We start from the raw sequence: 22028 nt of genomic DNA on the forward strand, positions 1-22028 counted from the left end.
GCCGACCCACCAGTTTACGTGGATCTCGTCCGGCCGTTCACCAACCGGGTCAGCCCTTCGCGGCGGGGTCCTTGGGGGCGCGCGGGGTGGTCACCGGACCGCGGCGCACCGCGCCCGGGGCGTTCCACTCCTGGCGCTTCTTGGCCCGCTTCTTCGCGATCTCCGAGGACTCCAGCTGGTAGGGCACCGAGGTGACCATCACACCGGGGGTGAAGAGCAGCCTGCCCTTGAGGCGCAGCGCGCTCTGGTTGTGCAGGACGTGCTCGTACCAGCGTCCGACGACGTACTCGGGGATGTAGACGCTGACCGCGTCGCGCGGGTTCTCGCTGCGCAGGCCCTTGACGTACTCGATCACCGGGCGGGTGATCTCGCGGTAGGGCGAGTCGAGGATCTTGAGGGGGACGTTGATCCCGCGCCGCTCCCACTCGTCCCTGAGGGCCTTGGTCTCCGCCGGGTCGACGCTGATGCTCAGCGCCTCCAGGGTGTCGGAGCGGGTCAGCTTGGCGAAGGCCAGGGCCCGCAGGGTGGGCTTGTGGACCTTGGAGACCAGGACGATGGAGTGGACCCGGGAGGGGCGGATGCTGTCCTCGGAGGGGCCCTCGGCGGCGGCGATCTCGGAGGCGACCCGGTCGTAGTGCTTACGGATCGCCGTCATCGTGCCGTAGAAGATCACCATGCCGAGCAGGGCGACCCACGCGCCGTGCGTGAACTTGGTGGCGAGGACGACGACCAGGACGAGGCCGGTGAAGAAGGCGCCGAAGGCGTTGATGGCCCGCGAGCGGAACATCTTGCGGCGCACCGCCTGGTCCTGCTCGGCCTTCAGGTGCCGGTTCCAGTGCCGGACCATGCCGATCTGGCTCAGGGTGAAGGAGACGAAGACGCCGACGATGTAGAGCTGGATCAGCTTGGTCGAGTCCGCGTCGTAGATCCAGACGAGCAGGATGGCCGCGCCCGCCAGCAGCACGATGCCGTTGGAGAAGGCGAGCCGGTCGCCGCGCGTGTGCAGCTGGCGCGGCAGGTAGCGGTCCTGGGCGAGGATCGAGCCGAGCAGCGGGAAGCCGTTGTACGCCGTGTTGGCGGCCAGGAACAGGACGAGCGCGGTGGCGGTCGCCAGGACCACGAAGAGGAAGCTGCCGTTTCCGAAGACGGCCTCGGCGACCTGCGAGATCACGGGGTTCTGGACGTATCCGTCACCGACCGGGGTGCCGTTCCGCAGGAGGTCGGTGGCCGGCTTCTCCGCCATGCGCACGTTGGTGGTCATGGCCAGGCCGATGATGCCGCAGAACATGGTGACGGCCAGGGCGCCCATGAGGGCGAGGGTGGTCGCCGCGTTCTTGCTCTTGGGCTTGCGGAACGCGGGGACGCCGTTGCTGATCGCCTCGACGCCGGTGAGTGCGGCACAGCCCGAGGAGAACGCCCTGAGCAGCAGGAAGACCAGCGCGAAGCCGGCCAGGCCCTGGTGTTCGGCCTTGATCTCCAAATCGGCCGTGGGGGCCTTCATGGTGTCGTCGAGGACGATTCCCCGGTAGGCACCCCAGGCGATCATGATGAACACGCCCGCGACGAACACGTACGTCGGAATGGCGAAGAGCTTTCCGGATTCCTTCACGCCGCGCAGATTCATCAGCGTCAGGAGAAGGATCATGGCGACGGCCGAGAGCACCTTGTGCTCGACGACGAAGTCCACGGCCGAGCCGAGATTCTCGACTCCGGACGCGATGGAGACCGCGACGGTCAGGACGTAGTCGACGAGCAGGGCGCTCGCCACGGTGAGACCGGCCTTGGGTCCGAGGTTGGTGTTGGCGACCTCGTAGTCACCGCCGCCGCTCGGATAGGCGTGGACGTTCTGCCGGTAGGAGGCGACCACCGTGAACATCAGCACGACGACCGCGACGGCGATCCACGGGCTGAAGTGGTACGCCGACACACCCGCGATCGACAGGACCAGCAGGACCTCGCCAGGGGCATATGCCACAGAGGAGAGTGGGTCGGAGGCGAAGACGGGAAGGGCGATCCGCTTGGGGAGGAGTGTTTCTCCGAGGCGGTCGCTGCGCAGCGCCCTGCCGATCAGGATCCGTTTGGGCACGTCGGTCAGTTTGGACACGCAGAGGATCGTAAGCGTTCGAAATCAGGCTGACGAACCCCCCACCCCTTCACACTGCAATCCCGCCGCAATTCCTCCCCGACTGGACCCCGACTGGACCTCTGGAGCACCACAAGAGGTCACACTGGTGACCGCCCGTGTGTAGCTTGGGCCATGGTCTGAGACCCTGTTAAGCCAGAGCATGCAATGAGGCTGGGAACCAGCGAGTCGCTGACAGCCGGAAGGACGGCCGTGCACATCGTCATCATGGGCTGCGGAAGAGTGGGCTCCGCCCTCGCCCAGACCCTGGAACAGCAGGGGCATACAGTCGCCGTCGTCGACCAGGACCCCACCGCGTTCCGGCGGCTGGGAGCCGGATTCGGCGGGCGCCGCGTCACCGGGGTCGGCTTCGACCAGGACACCCTGCGGGAAGCCGGGATCGAGGACGCGGGCGCATTCGCCGCCGTCAGCAGCGGTGACAATTCCAACATCATCGCCGCCCGGGTGGCCCGCGAGATGTTCGGAGTCGAGAACGTCGCCGCCCGTATCTACGACCCCAAGCGCGCCGAGGTCTACCAGCGCCTCGGCATCCCGACGGTCGCCACCGTGCGCTGGACCGCCGACCAGATGCTGCGCCGGCTCCTGCCCTCGGGCGCCGAGCCGCTGTGGCGCGACCCGAGCGGCGGCGTCCAGCTCGCCGAGGTGCACACCTCCGCGGCCTGGATCGGGCACAAGGTCAGCAAGCTCCAGGAGGAGACGGGCGTCCGGGTCGCCTTCCTCACCCGCTTGGGCGAGGCCATGCTGCCCACGTCGGCGACGGTCCTGCAGGAGGGCGACCTCGTCCACGTGATGATGCGCACGGACGAGATCGACAAGGTGGAAGCGGCGTTCGCCGAGGGGCCCGAGGAGGCACACGCATGAGGGTCGCGATCGCCGGGGCAGGCGCGGTGGGACGCTCCATCGCGGGCGAGCTGCTCGAGAACGGGCACGAGGTGCTCCTGGTCGACAAGGCTCCGACCGCCATCTCGGTGGAGCGGGTGCCGCAGGCCGAATGGCTGCTGGCCGACGCCTGCGAGATCACCTCGCTGGACGAGGCGGCGCTCCAGCGCTGCAACGTGGTCATCGCAGCCACGGGCGACGACAAGGTCAACCTGGTCGTCTCCCTGCTGGCCAAGACGGAGTACGGGGTCCCGCGCGTCGTCGCCCGGGTCAACAACCCGAAGAACGAGTGGCTCTTCAACGAGTCCTGGGGCGTCGACGTCGCGGTCTCCACGCCGCGCCTGATGTCGGCGCTGGTCGAGGAGGCCGTCAGCGTCGGCGACCTGGTGCGGCTGCTGCGCTTCAGCCACGGCGACGCCAACCTCGTGGAGCTGACGCTCCCGGCCGACTCCTCGGTCGCGGGCACCCAGATCAGCGAGATCAGCTGGCCGGAGGACACCTCCCTGGTCACCATCATCCGCGGCAACCGGGTCCTCACCCCGCACGCGGAGGAAACCCTGGAACCGGGCGACGAACTCCTCTTCGTGGCCGCCCAGGCCCGCGAGGAACAACTGGAGGACCTCCTCCAGTCCCGCCGCTAGGCCCTGCGGGCAACCCCAGCCTCGCCGGCGTTTGAGGCGCGGGGGTCCGGGGGCAGAGCCCCCGGCAGCGGCGCCGCACAGGCACAACACGAGGGGCGGGGGTGACCAACCGGTCACCCCCGCCCCTCGGTCGCTCCGGTCAGGGCTTCCGCTCGCCGGCGGCAGCCTCGGCGGCCTCCTCGGCCTCCCATTCCGCGATCACATCGATCGGCGGCGGCGCCTTCGCCAGGAACACCCACGTGAAGTACACCGCGAGCACCATCGGCGGCAGCTTCAGCGCGATCAGCACCCAGCCCAGCTGCGTCGCGTCACCCCACCAGTACAGCGGGAAGAGGATCGCGTACTTGGCGAGGAAGATGATCCCCCACGCCAGGCTGGCCTTGGTGTACGCCTTCTTGCGCCCGGGATTGCGCGTCCGCCAGGACAGGTTCTCCTTGAACACCGGCCCCAGGATCACGCCCAGCAGCGGGAAGCCCACCAGCGCCGAGACCGTGAAGGCCACGCCCAGGCCCGCGCCGTAGATCATGCCCGGCAGGTAGAAGCCCTTCGCGGTGCCCGTGAACAGCGCGAAGGCCACGCCGACGCCCACGCCGAACACCCCGCTGAAGGCGTGCTTCACCGTGTCCTTGCGCAGCAGCCGCACGATCACCAGCAGGACCGCGACCGCGCCCGCCGCGAGGGCGGACATCTTCACGTCCTTGTTGATCGTGTAGATCATGACGAAGAGCAGCCCGGGGAGCATCGTCTCCACGGTGCCCCGGATGCCCCCGAAGGCGTCGAACAGCGCCGCCTGCGTCACCGCCCTCTGGTCGTCGGCGACGACCTCGGAGGGCGCCGGCGGCGGAGCCGGGGCGGGGTCCGGCGGGGTGGTCGGTTTGTCGAATGACGTCACCGGTTCAGTGCTCCTGTCCGAGCGGGCGGAGTTCGTACTTCGGGTTGAAGAGGACCCGACGGCCGTGGGTCAGGGAGATGCGCCCCGAGGCGATCATGCGGCGACCGGGCTCGATTCCCACGATCGAGCGACGCCCGAGCCACACCACGTCCAGCGCGGCGGAGCCGTCGAACAGCTCCGCCTCCAGAGCGGGCACGCCCGCACGCGGCCGCAGGGTCACGGTACGCAGCGTCCCGGTCACCTTGACTATCTGCCGGTCGTGACAGTCGCAGATCCGCGTACAGCCCGCGGCTTCTGCGTCCTCCTGCAGCTCCGCCGAATGCAGCTCCTCCTGCGAGGTGGACAGCCGCTCGATCATCCGGCGGAACCGGCCCGCCGGCCGGGCCGGCTTGGCGGACTTCTCGGGACGCGGTTCAGCACTCATACCAAGAAGCGTACCGGCGCCCCCACTACCTCTCGAAGCGGTATCCCATGCCCGGTTCGGTGATGAAGTGCCGCGGACGCGAGGGGTCCGCCTCCAGCTTGCGGCGCAGCTGCGCCATGTAGACCCGCAGGTAGTTGGTCTCGGTGCCGTACGAGGGCCCCCACACCTCCTGCAGCAGCTGCTTCTGGCTGACCAGCTTGCCGCCGTTGCGGACCAGGACCTCCAGGAGGTGCCACTCGGTGGGCGTGAGCCGTACGTCGCGGCCCTCGCGCACGGCCTTCTTGGCGGCCAGGTCCACCGAGAAGTTCTCGGTCGTCACGATCACCTCGTCCCCGCCCGCGCCGGCGGCCGGCTCGGCCCGGCGGACGGCGGCGCGCAGCCTGGCCAGCAGCTCGTCCATGCCGAAGGGCTTGGTGACGTAGTCGTCGGCGCCCGCGTCCAGGGCCTCGACCTTCTCGTCGGAGCTGTGCCGGGCGGAGAGCACCAGGATGGGCACCCTGGTCCAGCCGCGCAGGCCCCTGATCACCTCGACCCCGTCCATGTCGGGGAGGCCGAGGTCCAGGACGACCACGTCGGGGTGGCGGGCGGCGGCCAGCTCCAGGGCGCTCGCTCCGTCGGCGGCCGCGTCGACCTCGTACTTGCGTGCCTTCAGATTGATCACGAGGGCTCGGACGATCTGCGGCTCGTCTTCCACCACGAGCACCCGGGTCATTGAGGTCCTGCCTTCTGTCGTATCCGGTCACGATCGAAATCCACGGGTGCCGCGCCGCGGGTCGCCGCGCGCAGGGTGAGGACCATGGTCAGGCCGCCTCCTGGGGTGTCCTCGGCGGCCAGGGTGCCGTCCATGGCCTCGGCGAAGCCGCGGGCCACCGCGAGCCCGAGGCCCACCCCGGCTCCGCGGGGCGCGTCCCCGTGCCGCTGGAAGGGGGCGAAGATCCGCTCCTTGGCCTCGTCGGGCACGCCGGGTCCGCGGTCGACGACGCGCACCTCGACCCGGTCGCCGAGGTAGCTGGCCGCGACCAGCACCCGCTCCCCCCGCGGGCTGTACTTGACGGCGTTCTCCACCACGTTGGCCACGGCCCGCTCCAGCAGCCCCGGATCCACCGACACCATCGGGAGCGACTCGGGCACCTCCATCGCCACGCTGTCCTCCGGTACGCCGCCCAGCGCCATCGGGATCACCTCGTCGAGGTCGATCTCGCGGATCAGCGGGGTGACGGTGCCGGTCTGGAGCCGGGACATGTCCAGCAGGTTGCCCACCAGGTGGTCGAGGCGGTCGGCGCCGTCCTCGATGCCTTCGAGCAGCTCGGCCCGGTCCTCCTCGGACCACTCCACGTCATCGGAGCGCAGGGAGCTGACGGAGGCCTTGATGGAGGCCAGCGGCGTACGCAGGTCGTGGCTGACGGCGGCCAGCAGGGCGGTCCGGATCCGGTTGCCCTCGGCCAGCCGGCGGGCTTCCTCGGCCTCCCCGACCAGCCGCTGCCGGTCCAGGACCACGGCGGCCTGGGCGGCGAAGGCGCCGAGCACCCGGCGGTCCTCCGCGGGCAGCACCCGCCCGGAGAGGGCGAGCGCCATGTGGTCCCCGATCGGCATGTCCACGTCGGCGTCCTCGGGCCTTGCGACGGGCCGGGGGCCGACGCTGCCGGCCGGTTTCCAGGGCTCGACCTCGCCCGCGCGTTCCAGCAGGGCCACGGACTCCATGGCGAAGGTCTCGCGGACCCGCTCCAGCAGCGCGTCCAGCGTGGTCTCGCCGCGCAGCACGCTGCCCGCCAGGAAGGAGAGGATCTCGGACTCGGCGCGCAGCCGCGCCGCCTGGTGGGTGCGCCGGGCGGCCAGGTCCACCACCGAGGCCACCGAGACCGCCACCCAGAAGAAGATGGCGATGGCGACGATGTTCTTGGGGTCGGAGATGGTGAACCGGTGCAGGGGCGGCGCGAAGTAGTAGTTCAGCAGCAGTGAGCCGAAGGCGGCCGACGCCAGGGCCGGCCAGAGCCCGCCGAGCAGCGCGGCCGCCACCGTCAGCGCCAGGAAGAGCAGCATGTCGTTGGCGAGGCCGGGGTCGGCGTCCACGTGCGTGAGCAGCAGGCACAGCAGCACCGGGAGGAGCACGCCCACCAGCCAGCCGGCCACGATCCGCGGGCGCCCGAGCCGGGCGGCCGAGCGGACGACGGGCAGGCCGCGCCCCCGGGCCACCTCCTCGTGCGTGACGATGTGGACGTCGAGGTCGGGGCCCGAATCGCGGGCCACGGTGGCGCCGACCCCGGGGCCGAAGACGTACTGCCAGGCCTTGCGGCGGCTGGAGCCGAGCACGATCTGGGTGGCGTTGACCCCGCGCGCGAACTCCAGCAGGGCCTCGGGAACGTTGTCGCCGATCACATGGTGAAACGTTCCGCCCAGGTCTTCGACCAGGGTCCGCTGGATCGCGAGCTCCTTCGGCGAGGCGGCGGTCAGGCCGTCGCTGCGCGCGATGTAGACGGCGAGGATCTCGCTGCCCGAGCCCTTGGCCGCCATCCGCGAGGCGCGCCGGATGAGGGTGCGCCCCTCCGGCCCGCCGGTGAGCCCGACGACGATCCGCTCCCGTGCCTGCCAGGTGGAGCGGATGCCGTGCTCCCCGCGGTACTGCTGGAGGTACTCGTCCGCGCGGTCGGCCACCCACAGCAGCGCGAGCTCGCGCAGGGCGGTGAGGTTGCCGGGCCGGAAGTAGTTCGACAGGGCCGCGTCGACCTTGTCGGGCTTGTATATGTTCCCGTGCGCCATCCGCCGGCGCAGCGCCTGCGGGGACATGTCGACCAGCTCGATCTGGTCGGCCCGCCGCACCACCTCGTCCGGCACGGTCTCCCGCTGCCGCACCCCGGTGATCGACTCGACCACGTCCCCGAGCGATTCCAGGTGCTGAATGTTGACGGTGGACACGACGTCGATGCCGGCCCGCAGCAGCTCCTCCACGTCCTGCCAGCGCTTGGCGTTGCGCGAGCCCGGCACGTTGGTGTGCGCGAGCTCGTCCACGAGGGCGATCGCGGGTCTGCGGGCGAGGACGGCGTCCACGTCCATCTCGGTGAACGCCGCGCCGCGGTACGCCAGCTCCTGCCGCTCCACCTGTTCCAGGCCGTGCAGCATGACCTCGGTGCGCGGCCGCCCGTGGTGCTCGACGAAGCCGACCACGCAGTCGGCGCCCCGCTCCACCCTGCGGTGGCCCTCGGAGAGCATCGCGTAGGTCTTGCCCACACCGGGTGCCGCGCCGAGATAGATCCTTAGCCTGCCGCGTCCCATGCGCCCATTCTCGGGGACGTTTGTCCCGTGCACGCACCGATGGGGGCCCGCGCGCAGATCCCTAGCGCATCCCTGACGCGGCTACGCGACGGCCGCGGGGCGGCCGCGCAAAAGCCGGTGGGCCCCACCCCGAAGGAGTGGGGCCCACCGGCCGAAAACGTACGACGGCCCCTGTGCGAGGGCGCCGGACCTGTGTCAGCGGACCTCGGTGATCTCCGGGCCGCGCTCCAGCTGGCCCATGCCGCCGCCGAAGCGGGAGCCTTCCTGCTCCTCCGTCTGCACGCCGTCCGGCACCATCTGGGCGTCGTTCGGCAGCTTCAGGACGATCGGGTCGCGGGGGGCCATCGGACCGTCGCCGCGGACCACGACGGTGTCGCGGAAGATCTGCTCGAGGACACCCGCCGACTCGGGGCGCACCGCGCCCTGGCCGGAGATGACCCCGCGCAGGAACCAGCGCGGGCCGTCGACGCCGACGAAGCGGACCAGCTGCGCGCCGGTCTGCCCGTCCGGGAGCGGTACGGGCACCTGCGCGCGCAGCTCCCAGCCCAGCGGACCCTCGGCCTCGTCGATGATGCCGCCCTGCTGGGTGATGCCCGCGGCGATCTCCTCGCGGACCTCGCCCCAGATGCCTTCCTTGCGGGGCGCGGCGAAGGCCTGCAGCTGCACGGCGCTGTCGCCGAGCACGACGGTCGCGGCGACGATCGCGTCACCGGCGACCTCGACGCGCAGCTCCATGCCCTCGACACCCGGTACGAGGATGCCGCCCAGGTCGACCCGGCCGTCGGCCGGGTTGCCGAGCACCTCGGAGACGTCCCACGGGCCGTCGGGACGCGGGGCCGGAGGCAGGTTCACGCGGCGCGGCTGCTCCTCGGCACCGTCGAGCTCCTCGGCGCCGACGCCGTCAACGACCTGCTCGGCCGCGCCGCCGTCCTTGGCGGAGTCGTTCTTCTTGCGACGTCCGAACACGTCACTGTCCTTCCCGGTCGGTTACGACCGAAGCGTAGCCATTCCCACCCTGCTGACCAGCGCCTGATCCGGCCACGGCCGCATGACCGCCGGTGGAGCCGAAACCCCCCTCGGCCCGGGCCGAGCCGGGAAGTTCCGCCACCTCGTGGAAGCGCACCTTCTCGACCCGCTGGACAACCAGCTGGGCAATGCGGTCGAAACGCTCGAACCGGACGCTCTCGCGAGGGTCGAGATTGACCACGATCACCTTGATCTCCCCACGGTACCCGGCATCCACCGTCCCCGGGGCATTCACGAGCGCGAGCCCGCAGCGGGCGGCCAGGCCCGAGCGCGGGTGCACGAACGCGGCGTACCCGTCGGGCAGCGCGATGGATACGCCGGTGGGCAGCACGGCGCGCTCGCCGGGCTCCAGCTCGGCGGCCTGCGTGGTGACCAGGTCGCAGCCGGCGTCGCCGGGGTGACCGTAGGCGGGCAGCGGAACCTCGGGGTCGATGCGGCGGATCAGCACGTCCACCGGGGCGTGGTTGTTCAGAGCCATCAGGGGTTCACCTCGAAGGCGCGTGCGCGCCTGACCTGGTCCGGGTCGGCCATCGCCGCCCGGATCTCCTCGGGCCGACCGTTGTCGATGAAGTGGTCGACCTTCACCTCGATGAAGAGCGCGTCCGCCCGCACGGCGACGGGGCCGTCGGGCCCGCCTATCCGGCCGACGGCGGTGGAGTAGATCTTCCGCCCGGCGACGGCCGTGACCTCGGCCTCCAGGTGGAGCACGGTGTCCACGGGGACGGGCCGCAGGAAGTCGGTCTCCAGCCGTCCCGTCACGGCGATGACGCGCAGCAGCCAGTTCAGCGAGCCGAGCGTCTCGTCGAGCGCGGTGGCCAGTACGCCGCCGTGCGCGAGACCGGGTGCGCCCTGGTGCGCGGGCTTGACGGTGAACTCGGCGGTGACGCGCACGCCCTCGCCCGCCCGGGCCTCCAGGTGGAGTCCGTGCGCCTGGCCCTCGCCGCAGCCGACGCAGTGCTCGTAGTGCGCGCCGAGGAGCTCACCGGGTGCCGGGGCATCGGGGTGCCGGACCGGCGCGGTGGCATCGGCCGGGGGCGTCAACGCTGTGTTTCGTCCACTCACAGGCGCAGACCTTACCCGCGCGGCTACCCGCCGGTCGCCTCGTGGCAGGCTTGAACCCATGCAGCTCTCCCCCGCGCACCACGACGAACGTCTGACCGCCCCCCGCTCCTGGTGGGGCATCGCCGTACTCATCGGTCTCGCGTGCGCGCTGACGCTGCTGCCGCTGGGCACCCTGCCGCTGCTGGCCGGCCTGGTCGGCGGCACCGCGCTGGCCGGGATGCTGGTGAGCTCGTACGGCTCCGCGCGCGTGCGCGTGGTGAACGGCGCCCTGGCCGCCGGCGACGCCCGCATCCCGGTGACGGCCCTGGGCGAGCCCGAGGTCCTGGACGCCGAGGAATCGCGCGCCTGGCGCACGTACAAGGCCGACACCCGCGCGTTCATGCTGATGCGCAGCTACGTCCCGACGGCCGTCCGCATCGAGATCACCGACGCTTCGGACCCGACCCCGTACGTGTACGTCTCCACCCGCGAGCCCGAGGCCCTGGCGGCAGCGGTGCGCGCCGCGAAGAACAGCCCCGCCGGCGTTTGAGGCGCGGGGTCCGGGGCCGAGCCCCGGCAGACCGCCTCTCAGCCCTGCGAACGACGATCCGGCCCTTCAAGGGCGGCCCTGACGGCCTCAGGAAGGGGCTGGGAAGGCTGCTCAAGGCCCGGCAGCGCCGGAAGGGCATCCCACGCCACCGCCCGCCCCCGCAGGTCACCACGCACCTTCTCGGCGAGTTTCCGCGTGTCCCGGCGGTTCATGACCGCCCCCACGGCCGCGCCCACCATGAACGGCATCAGGCTGGGCAGGTTGCGGAACATCCGCTTCATGATCTGCTGGCGCAATTCGCGCTTCATCTGACCGCCGAGCGCCGCGTTCAGCGTCGTCGGCTTGGTCAGGTCCACCCCGCGTTCCTCGGTCCACGCGGTCAGGTAGGAGAGGCTGCGCTCCCGGAGGGTGCCGGGCGGGCGCAGGCCGTAGACCTCGTGGAGCTCGGCGATGAGCTTCAGCTCGATCGCCGCGACCCCGGTGATCTCCGCGGCCAGCTCCGCCGGCATCGCGGGTGGGACGGGCAGCATGGCCGCCGCTCCGATGCCCGCACCGACGGCGGACGTGGCGTTCGTGGCGCCCGCGATCAGCTTGTCGGCGAGCTGATCGGGATTGAGGCCCGGGAACTGCGCCCGCAGGGTCGCGAGGTCCCGAACCGGAACGCGCGGTGCGTTCTCGATGATCCTGTCGGTGATGTACAGGGCGGCGTCCCTGACGCTTCCGCCGCCCTTGCGTACACCGTTCTTGACGGCTTGCAGCCGACGAGCCCCGGACCGCTGCCGGGACACCTCGTCGACTTCTGTGGAGGGCACGGCACTCTCCTCGATGGCGGGGCCGCCGGGAGCTCCAGGACCCGTTTCCGGGTCCGTGGTTCCCGCCTGCGCCTCCGCCGGGTCACCCGATGTCCGCAAGCGCCGCTTGCGGAAAGGTGTCGAGCCAGCCACGGCCGACGCCTCTCAGTCGCAGTCGCGGCAGATCGGCTGACCGTTCTTCTCGCGCGCCAGCTGGCTGCGGTGGTGCACCAGGAAGCAGCTCATGCAGGTGAACTCGTCGGCCTGCTTGGGCAGGACCCGAACGGCCAGCTCCTCATTGGAGAGGTCCGCGCCGGGCAGCTCCATGCTCTCGACCGAGTCGAATTCGTCCATGTCCGCGGACGAGGTGGACTTCTCGTTACGCCGGGCCTTCAGCTCTTCAATGCTGTCGTTGTCGACGTCGTCGTCCGTCTTGCGTGGGGTGTCGTAGTCCGTTGCCATTGTTCGCTCTCCCCCTCTGGGTGTTAGCGGTGTCTCAGCGCACGTAACGCGCGAGAGGCCGGACTTGTGCCCGACCTGAGGCGGAGATTTTGCCTCACATCAAGGTCTGTTACTCAATCGACACCCAGCCGCACGCCTGAAGGAGCGATTGGCTGGGATGACGACCGGGACCGTACACGGTCCGGGGGCCGTCTTGCACAAACGCCACCCCGTGTATTTCCCGCCATCAGGGGGGCCGGAAACCCGGACTTCCCGGGCGTTCCGGCCGCCCCGGGGTCACTGAACGCACATGCACCGACACTGGCCACTGTGATCGATCACACAGGGGCGACTGTTTTCACATGGCAAGCATTCAGCCAAGAGCGAACACGGGGTCCTGGTCTCACAAAGGAAGAGTGACACGCATCACGAGTCCACCGCCTTCCCGCGGGATCGCCTGGATCCTTCCGCCGTGTGCGCGGGCCACGGAGCGCGCGATGGAGAGGCCGAGCCCGACACCCTTGTCGCTGCCCGTTCGCTCCGTACGCAGCCGCCTGAAGGGCTCGAAGAGGTTGTCCACCTCGTACGCCGGAACGACAGGACCCGTGTTCGACACCAGGAGCACCGCCTGGCCGTGCTGGATCTCGGTCGTGACCTCCACCCAGCCGTCCTCCGGCACGTTGTACCGGACGGCGTTCTGCACCAGGTTGAGGGCGATCCGCTCCAGCAGCACCCCGTTGCCCTGCACCACGGCGAGCGCCCGCTCGCCGCGGATCTCCACGCCCTTCGCCTCGGCCTCGGCCCGCGCCTGGTCGACGGCGCGCGAGGCGACCTCGGCCAGGTCCACGGGCTTGCGCTCGATGATCTGGTTGTCGCTGCGGGCCAGCAGCAGCAGGCCCTCGACCAGCTGCTCGCTGCGCTCGTTGGTGGCCAGCAGCGTCTTGCCGAGCTGTTGGAGCTCGACCGCGGCACCCGGATCGGAGAGGTGCACCTCCAGCAGGGTGCGGTTGATCGCGAGCGGTGTCCGCAGCTCGTGCGAGGCGTTCGCGACGAACCGCTGCTGCGCCGTGAAGGCCCGCTCCAGCCGGTCGAGCATCTCGTCGAAGGTGTCGGCGAGCTCCTTGAGCTCGTCGTCCGGCCCGTCCAGCTCGATCCGCCGGGTCAGGTCGGAGCCGACCACCCGGCGGGCGGTCCGGGTGATCTTCCCCAGCGGGGAGAGCACCCGGCCGGCCATCGCGTAGCCGAAGGCGAAGGCGATGATGCTCAGGCCGAGCAGGGCCATCAGCGACCGGCTCAGCAGGTCGTCCAGCGCCCGCTTGCGCTGCTCCAGCACGCACTGGTTGATCGCCGCGTTGAACTGCTCCAGCGACGGGCTGATCTCGTGGACACCGGGGCAGGTGGTGCTGGTGACCTCGATGTTCTGCCCGCTGACGATCTTGTACGGGAGGGCGTTGCCCTCGCGCAGGGCCTGCGCCGCCAGCAGGTAGATGATCGACAGCAGCAGGATCCCGGCGATCAGGAACATCCCGCCGTACAGCAGCGTGAGGCGTATCCGGATGGTCGGCCGCAGCCAAGGGAAGGGACCCTCGGGCTGGCCGGGGTCCCAGGTCGGTTTCGGTGGCGCCGGTGGTGGCGCCGGGGTCGTGGCCACGCGCGTCAGATCCGGTACCCGGAGCCGGGGACGGTCACGATGACCGGCGGCTCCCCCAGCTTGCGCCGCAGGGTCATGACCGTCACCCGCACCACGTTCGTGAAGGGATCGGTGTTCTCGTCCCATGCCTTCTCCAGCAGCTGCTCGGCGGAGACGACGGTCCCCTCGCTCCGCATGAGGACCTCCAGCACCGCGAACTCCTTGGGCGCCAGCTGCACCTCACGGCCCTCGCGGAACACCTCGCGCCGGTTCGGGTCCAGCTTGATGCCGGCCCGCTCCAGCACGGGCGGCAGTGCGACCGTGGTGCGCCGGCCGAGCGCCCGCACGCGGGCGGTGAGCTCGGTGAAGGCGAACGGCTTGGGCAGGTAGTCGTCGGCGCCCAGCTCCAGGCCCTCCACCCGGTCGCTGACGTCGCCGGAGGCGGTCAGCATCAGCACGCGGGTGGGCATGCCGAGCTCGACGATCTTCCGGCAGACGTCGTCACCGTGCACGAGCGGGAGGTCCCGGTCGAGGACGACCACGTCGTAGTCGTTCACCCCGACGCGCTCCAGGGCGGCCGCGCCGTCGTACACGACGTCCACCGCCATGGCCTCCCGGCGCAGGCCGGTGGCCACCGCATCGGCGAGCAGCTGCTCGTCCTCGACGACGAGTACGCGCACGTCGTTTCCTTCCTCCGAGCCCGTCAGGGCGCACGTGTGTTGCGTCGTCCATCCTGCCCGTTTCGGCCGTAAACCGGCTGTAAGACGCTGCTCGCAGGGGTCGGGCGGGACGGAAGTGAGGATTCCCCGGCCTTCCGAGGTTTCTGGGCCCAGGGTGCCGGGGAGGACGTGAGGACACCCCATCCACTCCCTGACGGCGGTCTGCCACGTGCCGCCGCCGACCCACGAAGAGGGGGCGAACCCATCATGGACGCATTCACCGCGGGTCTCCTGCAGCGCATCAGGGCCACGCAGTCGGACCTCATGCAGGCCCGCGAGTCGGGCGACGACTTCCTCGCGGAAGTGGAACAGGCGGAGCTGGAAGACCTCCAGCGCCTCGCCGCCGAGCACGGTGTCCCCGTGTCCGCCCCGGCCTGCTGACCCACCCCACCCCGAACCCCGGCCGCCCCGAGGGCGGCCGGGGTTCCGTCATACCGGCCCGAGGGTCAGTCGTGCCAGGCCCCGGCCTCCTCCAGCAGCGGCTGGAGCGAGGCGAACACCGCCGGGCCGGCCGCGAGCGCCAGCTCACCCGACGCCGCCTCGCCCGGCCGGCCGCCGGTCACGGCACCGGCCTCCCGGGCGATCAGCTCCCCGGCCGCCAGGTCCCACGGGTTCAGCCCCCGCTCGTAGTACGCGTCCAGCCGCCCCGCGGCCACGTCGCACAGGTCCAGCGCCGCCGACCCGCCCCGCCGGATGTCCCGCACCAGCGGAATGATCCGCTGCGCGACATCGGCCTGGTGCGCCCGCCGCGCCTGGACGTACGCGAAGCCGGTCCCGACCAGCGCCTGGTCCAGCGGCGCGGGCCCCCGGCAGGCGAGCCGCGCCGTCCCCAGCCACGCCCCGCCCCCGAGCACGGCGTGGTACGTCTCCCCGCGCATCGGCGCCGCCACGACCCCGACCACGGTCTCGCCCCGGTACTCGGCCGCGATGGACACCCCCCAGCTCGGCAGCCCGTACAGGTAGTTCACGGTGCCGTCCAGCGGGTCCACGACCCACCGCACCCCGCTGGTGCCGGGGCTGTCCGCGCCCTCCTCGCCCAGCAGCCCGTCCTCGGGCCGCCGCCGCGCGAGGATGCCGGTGATCAGCTTCTCCGCCGCGATGTCCATCTCGGTCACCACGTCGATCGGGCTGCTCTTGGTCGCGGCCACCGCCAGATCGGCCGGCCGGCCGTCGCGCAGCAGCGCCCCGGCCTGCCGGGCGGCCTCCAGGCCCACTTCCAGCAGCTCGGCCTTCAGCTCGTCGGAGATCACGGTCCCGCCCCCTCGCTACGCGTACGGACTGTCCATGCCCGCGGCCGCCGGCCGGGGCGCCCGCGCCGGGCAGCAGCCCACCGCGCACAGGTCGTGGCTCGCGCCGAGCAGCCCCAGCGCGCACCGCTCGACGGGCTCGCCGCGTTCGGCCGCGGCCCGCTCCAGCACGAGTTCCCGTACCGCCGCGGCGAACCGGGGGTCGGCCCCGACCGTCGCCGACCGGGCGATCGGCAGGCCGAGCTCGGCCGCCTTCGCCGTCGCCTCGGTGTCGAGGTCGTACAGGACCTCCATGTGGTCCGAGACGAAGCCGATCGGCACCATGACCGCCGCCGGGGCGCCGGCCCCGTGCAGCGCCTCCAGGTGGTCGCAGATGTCCGGCTCCAGCCACGGGATGTGCGGGGCGCCGCTGCGCGACTGGTAGACGAGCTCCCAGGGCAGCTCCGTGCCCGTCTCCGCCCGCACCGCGTCCGCGATCACCTTGGCGACGTCCAGGTGCTGCTTGACGTACGCCCCGCCCTCGCCGTGCTCCTCGGCCGGCCCAGAGGTGTCGGCGGCGGCGTTCGGGATGGAGTGCGTGGTGAAGACGAGGTGCGCTCCGGCGCGCACCTCCTGCGGCAGCGACTCCAGCGAGGCGAGCACGCCGTCGATCATGGGCTGCACGAAGCCGGGGTGGTTGAAGTAGTGCCGCAGCTTGTCCACCTTCGGCAGCTCCGCGACCCCCTCCTCGGCGAGCGCGGCCAGCGCGTCGGCGAGGTTCTCGCGGTACTGGCGGCAGCCCGAGTACGAGGCGTAGGCGCTGGTCGCGAGCACCGCGATCCGGCGGCGCCCGTCGGCGGCCATCTCCCGCATGACATCGGTCAGGTAGGGCGCCCAGTTCCGGTTGCCCCAGTAGACCGGCAGGTCCAGCCCGTGCTCGGCGAAGTCCTTGCGCAGCGCGTCCAGCAGTTCGCGGTTCTGCGCGTTGATCGGGCTGACCCCGCCGAAGCCGAAGTAGTGCTGTCCGACCTCCTTGAGCCGCTCGCGGGGGATCCCGCGCCCGCGCGTGACGTTCTCCAGGAACGGCACGACGTCGTCGGGTCCCTCGGGGCCGCCGAAGGAGAGCAGCAGCAGGGCGTCGTAGGGGGCGGCGGGCCCGCCGGCGGGCGGGCGGAGCTGGTCTGACATGCATCGAATCCTGCCACCCGGCTTCCGCCGGCGGGAACCGGCCCGGCCGTGAGCACCCCCCGCAGCGCAGGTAAGGTGACCCTAAGTTCCGATGTCCGGAATCTTCCCCGTGCGGGTGCCCGGTCGGCGGTCGTAACCTGTATGGGCCGATGACGTCCCTTACGGAGGGCCCTTGCCCAGTCCCTACCGCGCGATCTTCGCGGCCCCTGGCACCAAGGGGTTCAGCGCCGCCGGCCTCATAGGCCGACTGCCGATCTCCATGGTCGGCGTCGGCATCCTCACGATGATCTCCGAGATCACCGGCCGCTACGCGATGGCGAGCGCCCTCACCGGCACCCTCGCCCTGGCCGCCGCGGTCATCGGCCCCCAGGTGTCCCGGCTGGTGGACCAGTACGGCCAGCGGCGCGTGCTGCGGCCCGCCACGCTGATCTCCGTGGCCTCGGTCGCCCTCCTCCTCGTGGCCGCCGCCAACGGTTGGCCCGACTGGACCCTCTTCGTCTGCGCGGCCGTGGCGGGCTGCGTCCCCAGCGTCGGCTCGATGGTCCGCGCCCGGTGGACCGTGATCTACCGGGACACCCCCCATCTGCACACGGCGTACTCCTTCGAATCCGTGATCGACGAGGTCTGCTTCATCTTCGGCCCGATCCTCGCCATCACCCTGTCCACCGCCTGGTTCCCCGAGGCGGGCCCGCTGATCGCGGCCGTCTGCCTGCTGGTCGGCGTGTGGACGCTGACCGCGCAGCGCGCCACCGAGCCGGAGCCGCATCCGCGCGACCAGCAGGCCGACCGGACCTCGGCGCTGCGCTCTCCCGGCCTCCAGGTGCTGACCGCCACGTTCGTGGCCACCGGCGCGATCTTCGGGTCCATCGACGCGGCGACGCTGGCCTTCGCCGACGAGCAGGGCCACAAGAACCTTTCCGGGGTCATCCTGGCGATCTGGGCCTTCGGCTCCTGCCTCGCGGGCATCGTCTTCGGCCTGCTGCATCTCAAGGGCCGGACCGAACGCCGTTGGATACTGGGCGTATGTGCGATGGCCGTGAGTATGATCCCCCTCCTACTGGCCGGGAACCTTCCGTTTCTGGCCGTGGCGCTCTTCGTCTCGGGCCTCGCCATCGCACCCACGATGATCACCACGATGGCCCTGATCGAGGCGCACGTACCACGCGCGAAGCTGACCGAGGGCATGACCTGGATCAGCACCGGCCTCGCGGTCGGCGTCGCGGTCGGCTCCTCGGTGACCGGCCTGGTCATCGACGCCGCCGGGGCGCGCAGCGGGTACGTCGTCGCGATCTCGTCGGGGGCGGCCGCGGCGGCGGTTGCGTTCGCGGGATTCCGCCGGCTGACGAGGCCGGCGCAAGGGGAGGAGCCCTCTAGCGATGCCGATGGCGACAGCGGGGACAGCGGGGACAGCAGGGAAGAACGCGCCGGCCGCGTGGCGTAACTGGGCGGGCAACGTCACCGCCACGCCCGTACGGACCGTGTCCCCGACCTCGGTCGGGGAGCTCCAGGAGGCGGTCCGCCGGGCCGCCGAGCAGGGCCTGCGGGTGAAGGCGGTCGGCACCGGCCACTCGTTCACCGCGGCCGCCGCGACCGACGGGGTGCTCGTACGCCCGCAGGCGCTGGCCGGGATCCGGTCCATCGACCGGGCCGCCGGCACGGTCACCGTGGCGGCGGGCACGGTCCTCAAGGACCTGAACACGGCCCTGGCCCGGGAGGGCCTGTCGCTCACGAACATGGGCGACATCATGGAGCAGACGGTCTCCGGCGCCACCAGCACGGGCACCCACGGCACCGGCCGCGACTCGGCCTCCATAGCCGCCCAGATCCGCGCCCTGGAGCTGGTCACGGCCGACGGCCGGCTGCTGACGTGCTCGGAGAAGGAGAATCCCGAGGTCTTCGCGGCGGCCCGGGTCGGCATCGGCGCGCTCGGCATCGTCACCTCCCTCACCTTCGCGGTGGAGCCGGTCTTCTTCCTGACCGCCCGTGAGGAACCCATGGGCTTCGACCGGGTGACGGCCGAGTTCGACCAACACTTCGCGGAGAACGAGCACTTCGAGTTCTACTGGTTCCCGCACACCGGCAACTGCAACACCAAGCGGAACAACCGCAGCCAGGGCCCCGCCGCCCCACCCGGACCGGTCAGCGCGTGGATCGAGGACGAGCTGCTGTCCAACGGGCTCTTCCAGGCGGTCAACTCGCTGGGCCGCGCGGTCCCCGCCACCATCCCCTCCATCGCCCGCGTGGCCAGCCGCGCCCTGTCGGCGCGCACCTACACGGACATCCCGTACAAGGTGTTCACCAGCCCGCGCCGGGTGCGGTTCGTGGAGATGGAGTACGCACTCCCGCGCGAGCGGGTCGTCGAGGCGCTGCGGGAGCTGCGCGCGATGGTCGACCGCTCACGGCTGCGGATCAGCTTCCCGGTCGAGGTGCGGACGGCGCCGGCGGACGACATCACGCTGTCGACCGCCTCGGGGCGCGAGACGGCGTACATCGCGGTGCACATGTACAAGGGCACCCCGTACCAGGCCTACTTCACGGCGGCCGAGCGCATCTTCACCGAGCTGGGCGGCCGGCCGCACTGGGGCAAGGTGCACACGCGGGACGCCGAGTACTTCGCGCAGGCCTACCCGCGGTTCGCCGAGTTCACCGCGCTCCGGGACCGGCTGGACCCGGACCGGGTGTTCGGCAACGACTACCTGCGGCGCGTCCTGGGGGACTGACCTCAGGGGGTGTTCTGCCGCCCCGACGGCGTCGGCCCGTCCGTGCTCGGGGCCGACGTCGGCGTGGGCGTGGGCGTCGGGGTCGGGGTCGGGGTCGGGGTCTGCTTCGACGGGGACGGGCCGGGCGACGGGTCCCCGGAGGCCGAGGCACTCGGGTCCTGACTCGGGCTCCGGCCGCCGCCCCCGCTCGGTGGGCCCGAGGGGGCCGGGGAGGTTCCGGACCCCGGGGTCTTCCCGTTCTCCTTCTCGCCGGTCCCCGACTCGTTGCCCGACGGGGCGCGCTCGTCGTGGCCCACCTTGCGGGTGCCGGCGGAGAAGATGGTCCCGCCGCCCTTGCTGACCGAGGTGTCGGCGACCGCCTCGTACGTTCCGAGGGCGCCCAGGGAGATGGCGAAGGCGGCCCCCGCGGCGACGGCCGTGCGCTTCCACCCCCGTACGCGGGTGCCGTGCACGGTGGCCTCGCCGAACTCCCCGTCGGGAAGCGCCTCCCCCGGCGGGGGCACCGGCGCCCGGCGGGCCCCCGGCCGGGCCGTCCCGCGCAGCCGGTCGCCGGTGCGCCGGAAGAAGTGCTGGATGACGGGCCCGCCCGCGGTGGCGACGACGCTGACCACACCGGCGCCGAGGATGGTCCCGTAGACGCCCATCTTCGAGGCGAGGAGGGCGGCCGCGACCGTCGCGAGGGAGCTGCCGGCCACCTGAGCCGCGCTCAGGTCGAGCCTCTTCTTCTCCGGTTCGGCCCCGTCCGTCGCGTGCGTCGCCTTCTGACCCATCGCCATCCCCTGTGTGTCCTGCCTCTCGCGCGCCTGACGCTCCTGCAGTTACTGACACCTGGGCGAAACGGATAGTTCCGTTTCTGGGGATTCTGTGAAGCAAGACACCATGAATCGGACGCGGGTGCTGGTGGGCCCTGTCGGAGGGCAGCCCAACTCCCGCCGTCCGGGAGAACTTCGGCGGCGCGGCGGTCCACCCAGGTGGCCCGAATGGAGTACTGTGGCGAGCCCTGGGGCCGTCCTTCCTTACGGATGTCCGGACTCGGGAGAGGGGGCCGGCGGATGGAGAACGGCACTCGCAGACCGGTGATGCCGCGGTATCGCACGGGCTCCTGCTGCGCACAGTAATCGTTCGGTCACTGTGCGTGCCCAACAGGTAACCGTGCCATAACGGCGATCAAGGGCGCATGCCCGACACGCCGGTTTAACTCGGCAAGGTTGTGGCAGGCTGCACCCGGGCAGGCCACACTCGACTAGCGGAAGCAGCGACGCACGTGACGTCGGCAGGCACCACCCGGGAGGTCCCCATGCCCGAACTGCGTGTCGTGGCCGTCTCAAATGACGGCACACGACTGGTGCTCAAGGCTGGGGACAGCACGGAGTACACGCTTCCGATCGATGAGCGGCTGCGGGCTGCCGTGCGCAACGACCGCGCGCGCCTGAACCAGATCGAGATCGAGGTGGAGAGCCACCTCCGCCCCCGCGACATCCAGGCCCGTATACGGGCCGGTGCCTCCGCGGAGGAGGTCGCTCAACTCGCCGGCATCCCCGTCGACCGCGTACGCCGCTTCGAGGGCCCCGTGCTCGCCGAGCGCGCGTTCATGGCCGAGCGGGCCCGCAAGACCCCCGTGCGCCGGCCCGGCGAGAACACCGGTCCGCAGCTGGGCGAGGCGGTGCAGGAGCGGCTGACGCTGCGCGGGGCCGAGAAGGAATCCGTCCAGTGGGACTCCTGGCGCCGCGACGACGGGACCTGGGAGGTCCTGCTCGTCTACCGGGTCGCCGGTGAACCGCACTCGGCGAGCTGGACGTACGACCCGCCGCGCCGGCTGGTCGTGGCCGTGGACGACGAGGCCCGCTCCCTGATCGGCGAGGCCGACGACCTGCCGGCCGCGCCGGAACCGAGCTTCCCCTTCGTGCCGAGGATCGCGCGGCTGCCGCGCGACCGGCCGCTGGACCGCGCCCTCGACCGGCAGCTGGAGCGGCCCGCGCCGCCGCCCCCGCCGGAGCCGGAGGAGGAACGGGACACCCTGACCAGCCTGCTGGAGGCGGTCCCGAGCTTCCGCGGCGACATGGTGGTACCGGACCGGACCGAACCCCCGGCGGAGGAAGCCGAGGCGGAGGAGCCGCCGGCCCCGGCCGCCTCGGCGGGCGCGGGCGCCGCGTACGCCGACGTACTGATGCCGCGCACCGTGGCGGGCCACCGCGACCGCCTGACCGGCACCACCGACCGCCAGGCCGAGGCCGACGGCGTCCGCCCCGGCCGCCGCGCGGCGGTCCCGAGCTGGGACGAAATCGTCTTCGGCACCCGCCGCAAGAAGCAGGAGTAACCGACGCCCGCCCGAGTCCGAGCCCCGCGCAGGACAAAGCCCCGGTCTTGGAGCCACACCCGCGCACTCAGGCCGGGCACATCCAGCCCCGCTGGCGTTTGAGCCCCAGGGCCCCCGGCCCGGGGGCCCT

General features: G+C 71.5%; 22 protein-coding genes. 7 read left to right on the forward strand and 15 right to left on the reverse strand.

The genetic code is table 11. The features are described from left to right. Positions 1–49: 49 nt before the first annotated feature. The gene (locus ACFTXQ_RS05435; RefSeq protein WP_382636092.1) at positions 50–2104 is read right to left on the reverse strand and encodes an APC family permease; all 2055 of its coding nucleotides are present in this window, start codon (positions 2102–2104) and stop codon (positions 50–52) included. Between the two features lie 231 nt (positions 2105–2335). Here ACFTXQ_RS05435 and ACFTXQ_RS05440 point away from each other — a divergent pair, with 231 nt between their 5' ends. Together ACFTXQ_RS05440 and ACFTXQ_RS05445 are read left to right on the forward strand one after the other, a co-directional pair. Next, a complete protein-coding gene (locus tag ACFTXQ_RS05440; protein ID WP_030385679.1) occupies positions 2336–3004 on the forward strand; it encodes a TrkA family potassium uptake protein in 669 nt (222 codons plus the stop codon). Next, positions 3001–3663 (forward strand): potassium channel family protein, encoded by a 663-nt coding sequence (locus ACFTXQ_RS05445; protein WP_382636093.1) that lies wholly within the window; start codon positions 3001–3003, stop codon positions 3661–3663. The genes ACFTXQ_RS05440 and ACFTXQ_RS05445 overlap by 4 nt, the downstream gene beginning before the upstream one ends. A 139-nt stretch (positions 3664–3802) precedes the next feature. On the opposite strand, the gene ACFTXQ_RS05450 is transcribed toward ACFTXQ_RS05445, so the two are convergent. From ACFTXQ_RS05450 to ACFTXQ_RS05480, 7 genes are all read right to left on the reverse strand, one after another. Continuing rightward, on the reverse strand, positions 3803–4555 hold the full coding sequence (locus ACFTXQ_RS05450; protein WP_382636095.1) for a DUF3159 domain-containing protein: 753 nt from the start codon (positions 4553–4555) through the stop codon (positions 3803–3805). Positions 4556–4559: 4 nt separating this feature from the next. Further along, a complete protein-coding gene (locus ACFTXQ_RS05455) occupies positions 4560–4979 on the reverse strand; it encodes an OB-fold nucleic acid binding domain-containing protein (RefSeq protein ID WP_382636096.1) in 420 nt (139 codons plus the stop codon). Positions 4980–5004: 25 nt separating this feature from the next. Beyond that, on the reverse strand, positions 5005–5691 hold the full coding sequence (locus ACFTXQ_RS05460; RefSeq protein ID WP_382636100.1) for a response regulator: 687 nt from the start codon (positions 5689–5691) through the stop codon (positions 5005–5007). Further along, on the reverse strand, positions 5688–8249 hold the full coding sequence (locus ACFTXQ_RS05465; RefSeq protein ID WP_382636102.1) for a DUF4118 domain-containing protein: 2562 nt from the start codon (positions 8247–8249) through the stop codon (positions 5688–5690). Before ACFTXQ_RS05465 ends, ACFTXQ_RS05460 begins: the two co-directional genes overlap by 4 nt. Before the next feature lie 195 nt (positions 8250–8444). After that, complete coding sequence (locus ACFTXQ_RS05470; RefSeq protein ID WP_382636104.1) at positions 8445–9215, reverse strand: DUF3710 domain-containing protein; 771 nt, start codon at positions 9213–9215, stop codon at positions 8445–8447. 1 nt (position 9216) lies between these two features. Then, positions 9217–9753: a dUTP diphosphatase gene (gene dut / locus ACFTXQ_RS05475; RefSeq protein ID WP_382636106.1), complete on the reverse strand. Its 537-nt coding sequence runs from the start codon at positions 9751–9753 to the stop codon at positions 9217–9219. After that, entirely contained in the window at positions 9753–10337 is a 585-nt protein-coding gene (locus ACFTXQ_RS05480) for a PaaI family thioesterase (protein WP_382636107.1), read from the reverse strand. Before ACFTXQ_RS05480 ends, dut begins: the two co-directional genes overlap by 1 nt. 58 nt (positions 10338–10395) lie before the next feature. Between ACFTXQ_RS05480 and ACFTXQ_RS05485 the strand changes: the two genes are divergently transcribed. Further along, positions 10396–10866, forward strand: coding sequence for a DUF3093 domain-containing protein (locus tag ACFTXQ_RS05485; RefSeq protein ID WP_382636108.1), 471 nt, complete (start codon positions 10396–10398; stop codon positions 10864–10866). A 38-nt stretch (positions 10867–10904) separates the two neighbouring features. Here ACFTXQ_RS05485 and ACFTXQ_RS05490 read toward each other — a convergent pair whose 3' ends face one another. From ACFTXQ_RS05490 to ACFTXQ_RS05505, 4 genes are all read right to left on the reverse strand, one after another. Beyond that, complete coding sequence (locus ACFTXQ_RS05490) at positions 10905–11810, reverse strand: hypothetical protein (protein WP_382636110.1); 906 nt, start codon at positions 11808–11810, stop codon at positions 10905–10907. A 12-nt stretch (positions 11811–11822) separates the two neighbouring features. Next, positions 11823–12119 (reverse strand): DUF4193 domain-containing protein, encoded by a 297-nt coding sequence (locus ACFTXQ_RS05495; RefSeq protein WP_030008769.1) that lies wholly within the window; start codon positions 12117–12119, stop codon positions 11823–11825. A 382-nt stretch (positions 12120–12501) separates the two neighbouring features. Next, positions 12502–13749: a sensor histidine kinase gene (locus tag ACFTXQ_RS05500; RefSeq protein WP_382636112.1), complete on the reverse strand. Its 1248-nt coding sequence runs from the start codon at positions 13747–13749 to the stop codon at positions 12502–12504. Positions 13750–13754: 5 nt separating this feature from the next. Beyond that, positions 13755–14408, reverse strand: a complete 654-nt coding sequence (locus ACFTXQ_RS05505) for a response regulator transcription factor (protein WP_030036265.1) — start codon at positions 14406–14408, stop codon at positions 13755–13757. Between the two features lie 246 nt (positions 14409–14654). Here ACFTXQ_RS05505 and ACFTXQ_RS05510 point away from each other — a divergent pair, with 246 nt between their 5' ends. Further along, positions 14655–14828 (forward strand): hypothetical protein, encoded by a 174-nt coding sequence (locus tag ACFTXQ_RS05510; protein ID WP_382636114.1) that lies wholly within the window; start codon positions 14655–14657, stop codon positions 14826–14828. Between the two features lie 65 nt (positions 14829–14893). On the opposite strand, the gene ACFTXQ_RS05515 is transcribed toward ACFTXQ_RS05510, so the two are convergent. Next, on the reverse strand, positions 14894–15694 hold the full coding sequence (locus ACFTXQ_RS05515) for an inositol monophosphatase family protein (RefSeq protein WP_382636264.1): 801 nt from the start codon (positions 15692–15694) through the stop codon (positions 14894–14896). Between the two features lie 18 nt (positions 15695–15712). After that, positions 15713–16861, reverse strand: coding sequence for a ferrochelatase (locus ACFTXQ_RS05520; protein ID WP_382636116.1), 1149 nt, complete (start codon positions 16859–16861; stop codon positions 15713–15715). Between the two features lie 172 nt (positions 16862–17033). Between ACFTXQ_RS05520 and ACFTXQ_RS05525 the strand changes: the two genes are divergently transcribed. Beyond that, positions 17034–18302 (forward strand): MFS transporter, encoded by a 1269-nt coding sequence (locus ACFTXQ_RS05525; protein WP_382636118.1) that lies wholly within the window; start codon positions 17034–17036, stop codon positions 18300–18302. Next, positions 18244–19581, forward strand: coding sequence for a D-arabinono-1,4-lactone oxidase (locus ACFTXQ_RS05530; RefSeq protein WP_382636266.1), 1338 nt, complete (start codon positions 18244–18246; stop codon positions 19579–19581). Before ACFTXQ_RS05525 ends, ACFTXQ_RS05530 begins: the two co-directional genes overlap by 59 nt. A 2-nt stretch (positions 19582–19583) precedes the next feature. Here the strand turns inward: ACFTXQ_RS05530 and ACFTXQ_RS05535 are convergent, their stop codons facing one another. Beyond that, a complete protein-coding gene (locus ACFTXQ_RS05535; protein WP_382636120.1) occupies positions 19584–20351 on the reverse strand; it encodes a hypothetical protein in 768 nt (255 codons plus the stop codon). Between the two features lie 527 nt (positions 20352–20878). Between ACFTXQ_RS05535 and sepH the strand changes: the two genes are divergently transcribed. Then, entirely contained in the window at positions 20879–21898 is a 1020-nt protein-coding gene (gene sepH / locus ACFTXQ_RS05540) for a septation protein SepH (protein WP_382636121.1), read from the forward strand. Positions 21899–22028: the final 130 nt, after the last annotated feature.

This window comes from Streptomyces sp. NPDC057010 (assembly GCF_042673805.1).
In the GTDB taxonomy this organism is placed as follows: Bacteria; Actinomycetota; Actinomycetes; order Streptomycetales; family Streptomycetaceae; genus Streptomyces.